Source organism: Aeribacillus sp. FSL K6-8394 (assembly GCF_038008865.1).
Classification (GTDB): domain Bacteria; phylum Bacillota; class Bacilli; order Bacillales; family Aeribacillaceae; genus Aeribacillus; species Aeribacillus composti.
The window spans coordinates 2,137,539-2,152,637 of sequence record NZ_JBBPAA010000001.1; the positions used below are offsets into that span (position 1 = coordinate 2,137,539).

Sequence of the window (15,099 nt, forward strand, 5' to 3'; positions counted from 1 at the left end):
ATTTTCCCCATCCCGCCATAATACTTGATAAATTATCTGTGTTTACTTGGTTTTCAAGTGAAACTATATCCTCTTGTAACATAAGACAAGCCTATTTTTGTGGTGCTCTTTTAGCTGCAAGCTTCTTCGCAAAAATGTGTAAACCTATTAAAACCGGGCCAGCAGCCGCTGTGGTATTTTCATAGTTTCTTTGCATTCAGGAACATTGTTCACTGAGCTGGATGAATTGTGTATCCGAAGAGCAGCCAGTCATATGAAAAAGATGATGTTAAGCTTGCAGCTGTGAATGTTTAAAGCCGCTTTTTCATAAATTTTTTGTAAACTTAATTTACTTCTTCTTTTTCGTAAACTGGCACCCAGCCTTCTTCTGTCACAAAGATGCGGATCGCAACAACTTTTCGGTCATCAGCTAATGTGAAATAGTGGCGTCTGCCCTCTGGAACAGAAATAAGGTCTCCCGGATTAAGATGCACTTCAAAAAATTTCCCGTCCTGTCCTTGAATAACAAAAATTCCATGGCCGCTTACAATAAAGCGCACTTCATCATCTGTATGATGATGTTCACGCTGAAAATTTTTCAGCAGCTCTTCAAGGTTTGGCGTATGATCTGCTAAAGAAATGACATCCCAAGCTTTGTAGCCACGTCTTGCTGAAATATCTTTAATTTCATTTTCAAAAGATTGTAAAATCGTTTGTTTTTCCTCATCATTTAAAAGATACTTCTCTTTTAAATGCTCTGGTAATTTGGCAATATCCCATTGCTCGTAAATAACACCTTGTTGATTTAAAAATGAAATCACTTCCTCTTGATTGCTGATAACTTCGTTTGTTCCTTGAATTTTAATCGTTGTCATGTAAAATACCTCCTTAAAATGTTTAATTATTTAAAGCTCCTGTACTCGCAAGGAGACCGGCTTTTGCTTGAATAAGAGCAAGCTGATACTGAAATAAAAATTCACAAGCTTCTAAAATTTTCTTTGCTTCAAAGCCATCTTTTCCCCATACAGTAATTCCGTGGTTGCGAATAAGAACTGCCCCTTTATCCTCCTTCACGAAATCGCCCAAAGTGCTTGCTAATGTAGGAATATGGGCATAATTATAAATAATCGGAATCTGTAATTCTGCATCTTCCTCCCAGCGGTCAAACGCTTTTATCAGTTCTTGTCCTTGAAATACAATTTTCCCAGCGTCACCATAAAGTTCAGAGATGACATTATTTGCAACCGTATGTACATGCAGGCTGCAGCCGGCTTTGCTTCTTTTATATATTTCGCAATGCAATAGCGTTTCTGCCGAAGGCTTCAGCTGTGTTGCGCCTACAGGATTTCCTTCTCCATCTACAAGCAAAAAATCTTCCTTCGTTTTTTTTCGTTTATCTTTGCCGCTTGCGGTCACAAGAAACTGAAGCGGGGAATCTTGAACTTTTATGGCTAAATTGCCGCTTGTCCCCATAAACCAATCCCGCGCAGCAAGCTCCTCTTTAATCTCCGCAAGCTCATGAACACGAGTTAAAACGACACTCATTTTGCGCCACCTTTTTCTTCTATGAAATTTGTTTTGTTTATTGTCTTCTCTAAAATGTCAATACAGTCGTAAAATGTTTCGAAAGATTGATAAGGAATAGAAAATTCTTGACATTTTTTTGATAAATAATCACGTGCAATAACTGTATCTGCAATCTTCGCGGCTTCTAAATCTGTGACGGAATCCCCGATGATGATGGAATGAGTGTCAGCATTTGCAATTTGCCGAATAATTGTCGGTTTGCAGCACCCACAATTTTGGTTGGGACATTTTTCATCACACGTATAAGGCCAATGAATGGTGATCGTTTCTCCGCTAAAATCCGCTTTATTGCAAAACAGTGCGGTAATAGAATCAAAAGGCTGCAACAGCGGTTTAATAAAAAAATCGATTCCGCCGCTGACAATGTATAAAGGAATGTTCATGTTTTTCGCATAATGAACAAAGTCGCGAAATCCTTCCCTTATTTCTGCAGTTTCTAAAATATAGTGAATGATGTCACCCTTTAAAGAAGATGGAAGAAGTGCAAACATCTTGCCGACTCCTTCCTGAATACTAATCGACTGGGAAAGGACGCCATCCTTCAATTGCTCCCACTCTTTTGGAGCGAAACGCTTCATGATGCTAACGATGTTATCTTTTTTTGTCACCGTTCCATCAAAATCACAAAATATTACTGGCTTCAATTGGACGGTGCCTCCTTCCATCCCCAGAGCCGAATTGCTTCTTGTAATTCTATGTCTTCAGCTGCTTCATTAAGGGGAACACCCCGGGAAACAGCGTCAACTGCCTGACGGAAAGCTTTTCCTCCGCCTTTAGCACCTTGCGGGTGACCGTGAACACCGCCTCCTGCATTAATGACGCAATCTTTTCCAAAATCATGAATTAAAATGGGAACAAGACCCGGGTGAATGCCAGCAGATGGAACAGGAAAAACTGGTTTTAAAACTGATTCCTTCACCAATTCTTCTTTCACTTTTAAAACTTTGTCACGCTCCAATGCAACGCTGCCATATGGTGAAGGGAACAACGAAAAATCTGCTCCAGCAATTCTTATCAATTTTCCAAGCAATAAGGAATGAGAGAGCCCATATTTTTCGGATGAAGTAAACGATCCGCTAAACGCCGGATGAGCCATAATTGGGAGGGCGATTTCATCATCTTCCCTTAATGCTTGCAGCACATCGAGGCCATATGTAAAAACATTAAATAGCAAAATATGGGCACCTAATTCTTTTGCTTTTCTTGCCTTATCTTTCAATTCAAATGTTTTTCCCGTCAAATTGACCGCATACAAAGTTCGGTGCCCTTTTTCTTGATACACGTTATCAAGAACTTTTTTGCCTTCCTTTATTCTTGTTTCAAATGATGTGAGCGAATTTTCAAAAAGTATTTCGTCATCCTTTACTAAGTCGACGCCCCCGAGAGCCTGCTCCCGCAATTGGGCAAGAAGGTAATCCATATCACGTCCAATTACACCTTTAAAGATGCTCATCACTAACGGTCTGTCGTAAACGCCAAGTTTTTCTCGTAACCCCTGAATTCCAAATCGAGGACCTGGAAAATACCGAAAGATCTCATCGTCAAACTGCAAATCTAGTAATTTTATTTCTCCATCTAGTGATAATTTTCCAAAAGTTGTCGTTAAGATGGCAGGAATGTCTTTAGAAAAGTTTTCTCCCGGAAAGCGAATGTGAAGCTGTGCAATCGTTTTGCCGGAGGATGGATCCTCGCCTGTTTCTTTTATCTCAACCACTTGTCCTTTATGCTTTTTTAACTGCTCTTGCACTAAAAGAGGAAGGTCAGTCCACGAACCTACCGTTAATCCAAGAGCAATGCCTTCTGCTTTTTTTTCTAAATCTTCTCGTTTCGCAATGATTTGGTATACTGCTGTTACGTGACCCATTTTTTCAATCCTCTTCATTCAGATTTTTTTATATAAATAAAACCTCTTCAATAAGAAGAGGTTTTTTGTCAAAACAACTTCTTATCTTTCAACATCTCTGTTGGGAGAATTAGCACCGTGCTCATCATATGAGTCGGTTGCCGGGCTTCATTGGGCTCATCCCTCCACCTGCTCTTGATAAGAGTTTTATTATTAACTTTATAATTCTTATTCGTTTACTTGGATTATGCCACTATCCTTCCCCTCTGTCAACACTTTTTTACATCATATTCGATTCAAATTCGCTTACATTTTTCTGATGGCATGCTACAATTATTTAATGGTGCAGTTTACAATTTGAGGTATTTACCGGAACTTGAGGTTGAGCCAAAACAGGAAAGCCTAAAAAAAGAGGACGAAAAAAGAAGGTACAACATCTTTTTAACGTCTTCCGATCGCATCATGCTAGATTACTAGACTTAGAAAAACTGGTTGAATTACGCAATTATAACGTTACTGGTTATCGTGAGACAATTTGTTTCTTGTACCGTTATTGGTTATGTTGCTTTTTGAATGATCCAGAAGAAGCCTTAAAACAAACGCTAACGTTTAATTTACAGTTTAATGAGCCTTTAAGAAGATCCACCAGAAGCGCTGAAAAGGCCTATTATGCACGGAATAACGAAGAAGCAAACCGAATAGCTAGAGAAAAAGGGTATCCTGGCGCTGGATATAATATCAGCAATAAAAAATTAATTGAATGGTTAGATATAACAGAGGACGAACAACGCCATTTAAGCACGATTATAGATGCGAATGAAAAGCGGAGAAGGAAACAAAAACGCCGGGAAATGGGCGTAAAAAGCCGTGAGGAGTATTTAAAAGAACAGCGCAATAAAACGGATAAGAACTTAGAAAAACTTAGACAAGCAATTGAGTTGAATCCTGATTTCTCGAATTACAAATTAGCTAAATTGCTAGGAATAAGTGAATCGTATGTAAGGAAAGGATGTTATATGTTATTTACTGGAACGGATGATTTAATTAAAAACGAGGATCGATCAATTAAAGAACATGATGTTTTATATTCTAGAATTAAACCTTTATCTTCACAAAAAATGGAAGGGTTAGTGGTGTACTTTCAACCCCATTGATGAAATTAAACCGTTTCTCAACTGAACAATTAATAGAAGTTTCATATAAAGTTAGGGAAATCCACGGTATGGTACACAAATGGATACCAGAGACAGTTATTGATGATACATTTATTAAGCAATATGTTGAATCATTTACTGTTGCCTTTGAACAGGAAATCACTGTACTTCCAAGGACATTTTTACGTGAATTTATATTCGTATTAGACGCTGCAAAAGAGGGGAACGATGTCCATTCTCTTTTAAATTATTAGTCCTAGTACTGTAGAAAGAATTAAACTGGATTTAAGTCAGTATTTTGGACACCAATAAGTGAAATTTAATTTTGATCTCATTGACATCGCTTGTCGCTTGACATGGAGCCTCTGCGGGCGTGGTGTTATGCGAAGGGCGAAAGGGGCAATGAATTCTTTCGCATGGCAAATAAGCCTACCACACCCCCACTCCATGTAAAGCGGATGCTTGTAAAATTGTGAAGAGCACTACGCTGCCCTTTGATACTGTCTACTGTTTCTTGTGGCGTCATATAGCCCAGGCAGCTATGAATCCGTTTCCGATTGTACCAGCCTTCTATAAATTCGAATAAGGCTCTTCTGGCAGCTTGAAAGTTCAAATAGTTGATTCTATAGATCTCTTCCTTTTTCAGAATTGCATGGAAAGACTCAATGCAGGCGTTATCGTATGGGCAACCTTTTTTTACTGAAGGAGTGTTTGAACTGCTTCTTTTCCATGTATTCTACAAATTTCTCGCTTGTATACTGGGATCCCAAATCAGAATGCAAGATCAATCCCGGACCTGGACGTTGTGCCTGATAAGCGTTTTCTACTGCCTTTAAAGCCAGTTCAGTCGTCATGTGACGGTCAAAAGCGTAACTAACAATCTTTCTGGAATGTAAATCCATTACGGAAGCCAAGTAGCACCAACCGTCTCTCAAAGTATGAATGTACGTAATATCCGTAACCCATTTCTCGTTGATGGTTGTCGTTGAGAAGTCCTGGTTCAGCAGGTTATCGTGTTCTTCCATCTTGCCCTTATTGGAATGGGGGCGATACTTTTTTCTGATAATGGAATAAATGCCTGCAGCCTTCATCAAATGCTGAACCCGTTTCAGGCTGACTTTGAGCCATTCTTTTTCAAGCATATGGTGGATCTTCGGTTCTCCGTATCTCTGCTTGCTTTCCGTATGGATTTTTCGTATTCTGTCTGTCAGCTCCCGGTTTTCCGTTTTGTTTTTGATTCTGTTTTTTGTTTGGATTGATAGTAGGTACTTCTCGGCACGCCAAGGACCGTACACATGGTTTTAAGGTCATAATGGTGTCTGGCTCTTATCTCGTCAATCATGGATATAACAGTGGTTTGAATCTACTTCTTTGCGAATATGACCATAGCTTTTTTAAAGATTTCGTTTTCCTCTTTCAGCCGATGCAATTCTTTTTGCAGGTTCAGAAATTCTTCCGGGGTAAAAGAGCCCCCGTCATCCACCTTAACCGGTTTTTGTTTTCTGATCCATTTGTAGAATGTCGTTTCAGACAGGCCATATTCGCTCAAGATCTGTTTTACTAGTGTTCCAGTTTGATAAAGCTCAACCACCATTTCCTTAAATTCAGCATGATAACGTTTACGTTTTTCGCTTGTGTTACCTATATCAGGACACATCCCTTCGTTAATATTATATTTCACTAAAGGGTGTCCATGAAACTATACTAGCATCAGTAGTTATATTATTTAAAAAGATTCTTAATCCAATTTCTGTCTGACACATGTAATAAACTCAACACTCTTGATGCGACTAAGTCAAAATCTTCTTCATTCTTTGCATCCTCATAGTTAAACCAAGTTTCATTGGATTCTTTTATATTTTCTGTGAGTCTATATCGGTAATCTATACCTACATCGTGTGCAGTCACTTTACTTGGCGGAATTTCTTCTCCCCAACTCGTTGTTACTCCTTCAATTGGGCAAATAGCTAAAACTACAACAAAAGATCCACCATAACGATTAAACTGAAAAGTTATTAAGTCAATATTATCTTCATTTTTCCTTCTAAAATGTGGAAATGATCCTTTAAAACCATGTTCTCTTAAATAAGGAACAACAATCTTTTTTAATGCATTAGTCATATTTAGACGGTCATTGGAAGCCATATTTAGTATTCCTCCAAAAATTCATTTTGTCTTTTATATCTTAACTCAACTTTCGCACACAGAAATATTTAAGCATTGCTTGATATAATTAGGTATAGTGGCCAACCATTTATTCATTTGATTTTTAAAGATGTCCATGTTCAAAGAAACCTCAGCTTCCGCCAAAGTTTGGAAAAGGTCAATAAGTGATTGAAGGGCAGTAATAAAATCTATGTCTTTTACATCTTCGCAAAGGATGTAAAAAAGGTTGCCAATCGTCTTAGGATCCTCCTCTTTTCGCATTTGCCAAGCAATGAGAATATATCGTGTAAAAACAATGGTTGTATGGCTAATTAACATGTCGTAGGAACGTCCCTGGAATTCTTTCTCTAAATTTAAAAGGGATTTATTGCATTTGAAGAAGACTTCAATGTCCCAACGCATGCCGTAAATACGAATGATCTCTTCATTTTCTAATGTTGTATCTGTGCTGAGAATGGCAAGCCATTCGCTCCGTTTATTACGGTTTCGTACAAATAGAATTTTTACTGGAATTCCATTGTCTAAAGTAGCATAAACGGATCCGAGAATGTCTTTTTTACCCATGTGAGGTTTTGCCAATTTGTAAAGTTGATTCAGTGTGAAACGTTCACCATTGTAAACGTATCGCTGCTTTAATTGCTTCACCATGCCAATGACAAATAACCCTTTGTTCGTAATCTTCTCAATTAAAGGCGCTTGTGTAAACCAGGAATCCATGAGAACATAGTCAGCTACAATCCCTTTTTCAAGCGCGTGATCAAGTAAAGCTGAAGCCACGTCCGGTTTTGATTTCAGAGCTTCCTGGCGACGCTTATAGCCAGATGTTCGTTTATCAATATTGGTATTGATTTCTTGCAGGCGATTTTCCTTTTTCGGTGAACTTAGAAGAGCAAAATCAACGGGAATAAAAGTAAAACTATCGGTCCAGCCAAGGGTAAGCATTTGAAACCCTTTCAAGTACTGATGGGTAGAGTGATCAAAAACCTTAGCCAACAGTTCAACCGACTTACTACGGTTTCTTGAAAAGACAGAATCATCAATCACAAAAGCTGTGACACGATCTTTTGAAGTTAATGGTTGAAGCAGACGGATCATTTCACTGCTTAATGAAAGCATGATAGGTTGGTGTATTTAAAAAGCGATAGACTGTATCCTTTCCGGGCAGATCCTGAGATCGTTTACTCATAAAAGCACGAAACCAGTTCTTATATTGGAAGACTAAAAGAAAAATCAGTTTGAAAACAGTAAGACAAGAATACCCGGAAAGTTTCGTAATATTCGCTTTTCTTAAATGATATCCAATATTTAATTCGGAAAATCCTTGTTTAATTTCTTTTGGTAATTGCGCAAAGTAGTCTTTATTCGTTATCATAGTGGTGACACCTTTCTTTTGGATTTGGTTTCGTCACCAATAGTTTACCAAAAGAATAGGTGTCTTTCTTTATGTTTTAAAAAATGGCAAATGATAATTTTGTACTTCCCAAAACCATTTACATCAAGCATTTAAACAAGATTTTGGACTGCGAAAGCTGAGTAAAATATATAAAAGTCGGTGCAGTGTTTTTATCTTGACTATAAGGAATTGAAACCAAAGTTCCCCAAGCTCCACCTGCAATGCGAGAATTTTCGTTTTTATCTTAACTATAAGGAATTGAAACTTGTCAATGACATAGGATAAACCTTTGAACCCACTGGGTTTTTATCTTAACTATGAAGAAAAATTTTAACCAAAAAAACATACTAAGATTAGTAGCACAGACCATGGCCATGGTCTGTGCTACTATTTGTGCGCCCGGCATGGGTGTAATCTATAGGGTGAAAGTCCCGAGCTGCGAAGGCAGAAGTAGCAGTTAGCTTAACGCAAGGGTGTCCGTGGTGACGCGGAATCTGAAGGAAGCGAGCGGCAAACTTCCGGTCTGAGGAACACGAACTTCATATGAGGCTAGGTATCACTGGGTGAGTTTGCAAGACAAAACAAAGCCCTTTCTGCCGAAGGTGATACAGAGTAAATGAAGCAGATGGATGGAAGGAAAGATTACACTCTTACCCGGGGAGGTCTGGCGGATATGTGAAGTACTCTTCATAACCTACTTAGTGATAAGTAGCTGAACCGTCAGAAGTCAGCAGAGGTCATAGTATTAGTTGGTCTAGAACAACTAAGAAGGACCGAACAATTAAGAGAGAATAGCCCTTGGCATTCAGTGAGTCATGATGAACACAGAAAACGTAGTACCTCACTTGAGGGAGGAAGCGGTGAATCCCGTGGGAGACCTCTTGGAGGGTGGAGTGACCACTGGCATAAAGAGAACAGCTATTCACGGAAGTTATAAAGACTTGCGTCAATTATCTTAATTGAACCGCCGTATACGGAACCGTACGTACGGTGGTGTGAGAGGACGGGAGTTAATCGCTCCCTCCTACTCGATTTTTATAGTAGAAGTGGAGAATAGGTCGTGACAGCCCCAGAACCTTGAGTTCGTAATGAAAAAACTGGCCTACTTCACTGCCCTTATAAGAATCAGTTTCAGTATGTTGGATCCTTGAGATCGTGTATAAGAAAAGGGAATCGATAAGGTGAAGTGAAGACTTCTACATAAAAATCAGGGGGAATGTATATGCAAAGCGTCATTGCTTTTGATGTCGGTATGGGAATAACCCCTCAATATCATAAATAACCATAACTTGCTTATTGTTGTATTCTTTAAATGTAGGAGTAATGTCTCTTTGCTGTTTTGAAGGTTCTTTATCATGTATTTCTGGAAAAAATGACAATTGCATGGTATCATTCATTATAGTAGTCTTTTGATTACTCATAAAAAATCGCCCTCTTTCTAAAATGTTTGTTTGGTCACTTACCTTTTACTAGAAAAGGTGATTTTTTTGTATTTTTAAGCATGAATTAACAGAAAGAGGCTGCCAAAAAGTGAAAATTAGTCACTTTTTGGACAGCCCCTTACTTGTTATGAGTTGACCGTCATTAATTCGTAGAATTCGATCCCCTAGCTTAGCCACCTTATCATCATGGGTCGCAACAAGCACTGCAGCACCTTTTTCTTTGAAAGAAAGAATATGAGACATTACTGTTTGCGCTGTCTCGCTATCAAGGGCTGCTGTCGGCTCATCGGCGAGTATCACATCAGGATTGTTCACCAGAGCACGAGCAATAGCAACTCGCTGTCGTTCACCTCCAGAAAGTTCTGATGGTTTCTTCTTTAATGCCCAATCCAGACCGACTTTCTCTAATGCCTCTAATACTCTATTTTTTCTCTCCTTACGTCCTGGTAAGGGTCTTGCATATTGCAATGGTATCATGACATTACTTTCAACAGTTTCATTCTCAATTATTGCGTAATCCTGATGGATATATCCAAAATACTCATTTCGTAGACGAGCCCTATTACGATCGCGTTCTGATACTTCTCTTCCTTGAATGAGGATATGGCCCCGCGTTGGCTTACTAATTAATCCTAATATATTTAATAATGTAGATTTACCGCTACCTGACGCCCCCATCAAAATAACACATTCACCAGCATTCAGTCGTAAAGAAACTTTTTCAAGAGCCGTTACTTGTGTGCGATCCCTACCATAAACCTTCGAAATGTTTCGAGCTTCAAGGATTGGTTTCATTTTCAGCCTCCTATCTTTTTTGTGCTGCGCATGGACCATAACCATAATATAAAAAATGTCACTAAGATTCCTAACATAACCCATAACGGTACATTTGGTGATGGTGCACCCGCAAGATGTAAGTAACATAAGAGCAGTGTAAGTATCGTAATCGGTGGGATCAGCACCACCGCTGCCAAAAATCCCCCAATGCGAAGACTAATATGAAAAGGCGTTGCTCCATACATAACCCTGATTTTAAAAGCCCGATGCTCTTGACGAATCGTCAAACGTGCAGAGGACACGAAAGCAATAAAAACTAGTAACAGAAAACTTAACATACCTACAATATATATAGCGGAACGTCCCATTATTTCACGAAATCGTTGAGGTTGATCCACAGCTATGTCATGGGGAATAAGAAACAAGTCACTATTTGCACTCATCTTAACAAACGTACCTACCGCTTTAGCTTCCGGATCAAGCAAGACCGTTCGAGCTATAGCTTCTTCTTGCTCAATAGGACTGAGTAGTGGAAGAAGGTTAGATGGTGCTCTAATCACGATGCGATTGTCTAAGGGTAAACCTGCCGCCGAAGGATCAAAAAAGGTAGCTCCTGCAGGAAGTGTGCCGACTACTGGTATGTTTTCTCCTGCTATATTTACAGAGTCCATATTTTCACCAGCAAGTTTTGACCCTTGCATAGCACATGGTACGGATTCGCACAGCTGAAGCTCAGGAAATAAATCTGAAATAACATCACCGAACAGTATTAGTGTAAGATGTCCATCTGCAAATTCAGGATCATCAAGTCCCATGTTATTAATGATTGCAGTATAGCCCTTTTGATCGTTGATTTGGTCTATCACAAATTGTATAGTATCCGTCCCTACTTGACTCGGTTCACCATCGGATGGATAGTAAGGGGTAAAAGTGACAGCGTGCTGTTCCCGTAATTGCTGGCCTCCTTTTAATACAGCAACCTGGGATACAACATCCTCTAAGGCCAGTGCAAAAACAACGCAGGCTGCGGTAATCATCAATGAAATTCCTAACATGGCCTGCCAACGTCGGCAAGCCATAATAACCCCTGCCCACAACTCACGCATCAACATTTACCTCCTTGTTTGTCTTTATAACCACATAAAGTATCAAAGACCATGTCAAGATGACAATAATGAATGAGATAGCAATACTAGCGAATGTTTGTAAATTGAATAATGGGATATCAGTATGGCTAACTTCTGCTATTAGAAGTTTTGACATAATTCCACCTATAGCACTCCCTATTAGAAGACCAGCTATCCCAAATAATAGATTTTCTCGCACGAGGGTAGTGGGCAAGGCTCCATAACGTCTTCGAATGCCAAACTCTCGAGTACGTTCTTGATTGTATAAAAACCAGTCCAAAACAACACATAAAAGACCCATAACTAGAAAAATGACAGTGATTACAACAAATGGATTATTAATGAAATATGTAAATAATGGGATTTCCTTACTTACCTGAGGGACAAACCCCATCTGATAGAACAAGTTTAATATATGTTTTACTTGATCCGGATCCGAAGTATTTATCGTGTAATTTCCAGGAGGTAGTGGATCTAGATTAATCGTACGTGCATATTGATAATCATCTGTTGCAGATGGCGAATCAATCACTCCGGAAATTTCAACTTCCTTTGGTAAAAGAGATGCTGTACCAGAATTCGACCACTGTTTTTCAGTGTATGTACCTCGGAAAAGATAGGCATGAGAAGTTGTTAAGTCCGTACTTTCATCTGAATCTTTTGGAAACCAAGGCAGGGATCCATGTGGGTCGTAAACAATGATTTCAGGTCGACCATCGCCTAACGAAGAATAAACAAGAGATAGTGACTGTTTATCAATATAGTCAATTAACATACTTTGTGCAGAAGATGCTTCAGTTTTTGTAACCTCTTGTGGACCATTAATCATGGTCAAGACAGTTATTTCTCCTGTTAAGCCGAATGTGATTTCTTGGCGGCTTTCAAGCGTCCATTGAAATGCTTGCACCATGAAAGATGTTAGCATGCTGAGAAGGACGCAACTAAGTGCAAGTCTTAAATTTAATAGAAACCATTTATTTGTATTCATGTCAACGCCCTCCTCAATTTACGTGCTTTGATCCAAATTCTAGAAAGTAAAACTTAATTAGACCCCCATGCCGCAAAAGCGGCACCAGCAGATGATGAAAATAGTTCGTCCATGTATACTTAATCTTAGGCTGGCCAGCGAGGTCGTCTTACCTTGGTGCCATGAGCCCGTTAATTAGACAGACCCCGACGACCTGGTGCACCACAGACTGTTGCTCCCTGGGGAAGCACGCGGGATAGAATGACGTGTATGGTCGTTGCACCGCCAGCCTGTGTTTATTACATGTTAGGCATGGGGGAACGAACATGGACATTATCCATACTCATGTTTGTGGATTAGACGTTCATAAGAAGAACGTCGTCGCTTGTATTATTACTCCGGATCATCAAGAGATCCGCACGTTTTCTACCATGACTGAAGACTTGCTTATGCTTGTAGACTGGATCAAGGCGCATGGCGTCACTCACGTGGCCATGGAAAGTACAGGTTCCTACTGGAAGCCAATTTATAACCTGTTGGAGATGGAAGACATCAAGATTTTAGTGGTCAATGCCAAACATATCAAAAATGTGCCTGGTCGCAAAACAGATGTAAAGGATGCCGAGTGGATCGCTGGACTCTTACGCCATGGATTGCTACAAGGTAGTTACATCCCTGACCGCCAGCAACGGGAGTTGAGGGAACTCATCCGTTATCGTCGCAGCCTGATTGAAGAGCGGGCTCGCGAAATCAACCGCATCCAGAAGGTACTGGAAGGGGCTAACATCAAACTCTCCTCGGTGGCGACCAATGTGCTGGGCAAATCGGGTCGAGCCATGATCGAGGCTTTAATTAATGGTGAAACTGACCCCGATGTGCTATCCGAACTGGCTCAGCGCCGTCTCAAACGGAAGAAAGAGGAGTTGAAAAAGGCCCTGAAGGGCCTCATCGGCCCTCATCAACGCCTGATGCTTAAAACCCAGCTTGAGCATATTGATCACTTAGATGCCTTGATTGAAGAACTGGATGCTGAAATCAAGGAGCGGATGCGCCCTTTTGAAGATGACCTGGAGCGGTTAGATACGATCCCCGGCGTTGGTCGGCGCACAGCGGAGCATATTTTGGCTGAGATTGGCCCTGACATGACACAGTTTCCTTCGGCAGCTCACTTGTGTTCATGGGCAGGAGTCGCCCCAGGGAATAACGAAAGTGCCGGAAAACGAAAGTCAGGGAAAACCCGCAAGGGAAACCAGAAGCTTCGTAGCACCCTGGTGGAAGCCGCCCGTGCCGCTGCTAGGTCCAAACACACCTATCTATCCAGCCAGTACCACCGTATTGCTGCACGCCGGGGGGCCAATCGTGCAGCGGTTGCGGTCGCTCATAGCATCCTGACTATTGTCTACCATCTCCTCAAAAAGAAGCAGACTTACATCGAACTTGGTCCACATTACTACGAAGAACGCAAGCGCCATCAAGTCGCCAGACAAGCGATTCGGAAGTTGGAAACACTAGGGTTTAAGGTCATGGTAGAGCCGTCAAATCAAACAGCGTAGTTAACCGAAACAGTAACCATCAGGTGCATAAACATGACTTATTCCAGCAAATACCAATCTGCTGGTGTTAACACCCCCTGGATTTTTTGTGCTTTTTTCATGGACTTAAATTTTCGGGATAGGTTATAATTTTAGAAGTAAATAAAGTTATAGTTATAGCGAGTTACATATTTGTCACCCCAAAGTGGTGAGTCCCAAACAGAGTCTTGGCGGGAATGAACTCTTGTATCACTTTTCGAACTTGCTTTTGAAGTGTAAAGACGTCCTGTATCAAGAGAAGGTCCCGCCTGACGAGTAAACCGGTGATATCCCTGTTTCGCGTGTTTGCCATTATCATTATACGAGGCTTTGATTTGGACATAGCCATTTCATTTTGCCCCCATTAGTGTTTCCCATGCTTTAGCATAGTTCTGACCGGCTGCTTGTGTTTGAGTAAAAGAGAGACATAAGGTAATTAAAAGCCCCGCAATGATTAAGACAAATACATTTCGCACATAGCGAGAAACTCCAAGACTACTATTCATTTTTTATCCCCCCTTTCCAAGTTTTTCACAGTAATCTTTTCAACAATTAACAATAAATTCCTCTCTATTTTGACAAAATGAAACAATATTACTAGCATCAATTAAGGTTTAGTATTTTTGCACTAAAATATATAGGTAAAAATGGTGGAGTAAAATTTATGAAGGATTGGATAATCCAAACATGTCTTTGTTTTTACTACAATAGGATCGCATAAAGGGGACATCACACTTTATTTTTTGCTTCGACAAGTATATAAAATTCCATTAAAATAAAAAGAACCATAAAACTTCCAAACGGAAATTTTATGGTTCCTGTCACATTTCGTATGACGTAAAGCATATATTTCCACAACCATAGAGCCACAAGGCATTTTTAACTTAATAGGATTTATCCCTCAGTAAAGTGTATGTTGCATATCAAATAGAATTGTTCAATACACTCATTCTAAAATAAAAAGGTTGTAAGAATAATTATATACTCAACTTTCTCACAGTAAATTGGATTTCTAAGCCTTACGGTTAATGGGTTTGTTGGTTGTTTCGAATACTTCTTGACATAAAAATTTGCAAAAAAAAACACCTCAACT

General features: G+C 39.8%; 13 protein-coding genes, 2 pseudogenes and 1 riboswitch. Of the genes and pseudogenes, 3 read left to right on the plus strand and 12 right to left on the minus strand.

Annotated features, from left to right (window positions below):
- Positions 1-323: 323 nt before the first annotated feature.
- From NSR00_RS10165 to NSR00_RS10180, 4 genes are read right to left on the minus strand one after another with little or no spacing between them, the layout of a single operon-like run.
- Positions 324-854, minus strand: coding sequence for a 1,2-dihydroxy-3-keto-5-methylthiopentene dioxygenase (locus tag NSR00_RS10165; protein ID WP_063386759.1), 531 nt, complete (start codon positions 852-854; stop codon positions 324-326).
- 22 nt (positions 855-876) lie between these two features.
- Positions 877-1,524 carry a methylthioribulose 1-phosphate dehydratase gene (locus NSR00_RS10170; RefSeq protein WP_063386760.1) on the minus strand — a complete coding sequence of 216 codons (648 nt, stop codon included), beginning with the start codon at positions 1,522-1,524 and terminating at the stop codon, positions 877-879.
- Positions 1,521-2,210 carry a 2-hydroxy-3-keto-5-methylthiopentenyl-1-phosphate phosphatase gene (locus NSR00_RS10175; RefSeq protein ID WP_186439276.1) on the minus strand — a complete coding sequence of 230 codons (690 nt, stop codon included), beginning with the start codon at positions 2,208-2,210 and terminating at the stop codon, positions 1,521-1,523. Before NSR00_RS10175 ends, NSR00_RS10170 begins: the two co-directional genes overlap by 4 nt.
- The gene (locus NSR00_RS10180; RefSeq protein WP_340788509.1) at positions 2,207-3,430 is read right to left on the minus strand and encodes a 2,3-diketo-5-methylthiopentyl-1-phosphate enolase; all 1,224 of its coding nucleotides are present in this window, start codon (positions 3,428-3,430) and stop codon (positions 2,207-2,209) included. The genes NSR00_RS10175 and NSR00_RS10180 overlap by 4 nt, the downstream gene beginning before the upstream one ends.
- A gap of 78 nt (positions 3,431-3,508) precedes the next feature.
- A riboswitch (SAM riboswitch) is annotated at positions 3,509-3,614 on the minus strand.
- Positions 3,615-3,978: 364 nt separating this feature from the next.
- Here NSR00_RS10180 and NSR00_RS10185 point away from each other — a divergent pair.
- Both NSR00_RS10185 and NSR00_RS10190 read left to right on the plus strand, forming a co-directional pair.
- Entirely contained in the window at positions 3,979-4,563 is a 585-nt protein-coding gene (locus NSR00_RS10185) for a hypothetical protein (protein WP_144598484.1), read from the plus strand.
- On the plus strand, positions 4,563-4,817 hold the full coding sequence (locus NSR00_RS10190; protein ID WP_242009363.1) for a BREX system ATP-binding domain-containing protein: 255 nt from the start codon (positions 4,563-4,565) through the stop codon (positions 4,815-4,817). Before NSR00_RS10185 ends, NSR00_RS10190 begins: the two co-directional genes overlap by 1 nt.
- A 248-nt stretch (positions 4,818-5,065) precedes the next feature.
- On the opposite strand, the pseudogene NSR00_RS10195 reads toward NSR00_RS10190, so the two are convergent.
- The 7 genes and pseudogenes from NSR00_RS10195 to NSR00_RS10225 form a co-directional block, all read right to left on the minus strand.
- A pseudogene (locus NSR00_RS10195) lies at positions 5,066-6,220 on the minus strand (IS3 family transposase); the annotation flags it as partial.
- Positions 6,221-6,285: 65 nt separating this feature from the next.
- On the minus strand, positions 6,286-6,708 hold the full coding sequence (locus tag NSR00_RS10200) for a DUF4304 domain-containing protein (protein ID WP_144598486.1): 423 nt from the start codon (positions 6,706-6,708) through the stop codon (positions 6,286-6,288).
- A gap of 45 nt (positions 6,709-6,753) precedes the next feature.
- Positions 6,754-8,101 (minus strand): annotated as a pseudogene (locus tag NSR00_RS10205) (IS4 family transposase).
- A 1,253-nt stretch (positions 8,102-9,354) separates the two neighbouring features.
- Positions 9,355-9,543, minus strand: coding sequence for a hypothetical protein (locus tag NSR00_RS10210; protein ID WP_263115623.1), 189 nt, complete (start codon positions 9,541-9,543; stop codon positions 9,355-9,357).
- Between the two features lie 120 nt (positions 9,544-9,663).
- Positions 9,664-10,359 (minus strand): ABC transporter ATP-binding protein, encoded by a 696-nt coding sequence (locus tag NSR00_RS10215; protein ID WP_094245972.1) that lies wholly within the window; start codon positions 10,357-10,359, stop codon positions 9,664-9,666.
- Positions 10,360-10,361: 2 nt separating this feature from the next.
- A complete protein-coding gene (locus NSR00_RS10220) occupies positions 10,362-11,447 on the minus strand; it encodes a hypothetical protein (protein WP_094245971.1) in 1,086 nt (361 codons plus the stop codon).
- A complete protein-coding gene (locus NSR00_RS10225; RefSeq protein ID WP_263115627.1) occupies positions 11,440-12,456 on the minus strand; it encodes an FtsX-like permease family protein in 1,017 nt (338 codons plus the stop codon). Before NSR00_RS10225 ends, NSR00_RS10220 begins: the two co-directional genes overlap by 8 nt.
- A 305-nt stretch (positions 12,457-12,761) precedes the next feature.
- On the opposite strand from NSR00_RS10225, the gene NSR00_RS10230 reads away from it, so the two are divergent.
- A complete protein-coding gene (locus NSR00_RS10230) occupies positions 12,762-13,988 on the plus strand; it encodes an IS110 family transposase (protein ID WP_044897903.1) in 1,227 nt (408 codons plus the stop codon).
- A 368-nt stretch (positions 13,989-14,356) separates the two neighbouring features.
- Here the strand turns inward: NSR00_RS10230 and NSR00_RS10235 are convergent, their stop codons facing one another.
- Positions 14,357-14,512, minus strand: coding sequence for a hypothetical protein (locus tag NSR00_RS10235; protein ID WP_340788518.1), 156 nt, complete (start codon positions 14,510-14,512; stop codon positions 14,357-14,359).
- Positions 14,513-15,099: the final 587 nt, after the last annotated feature.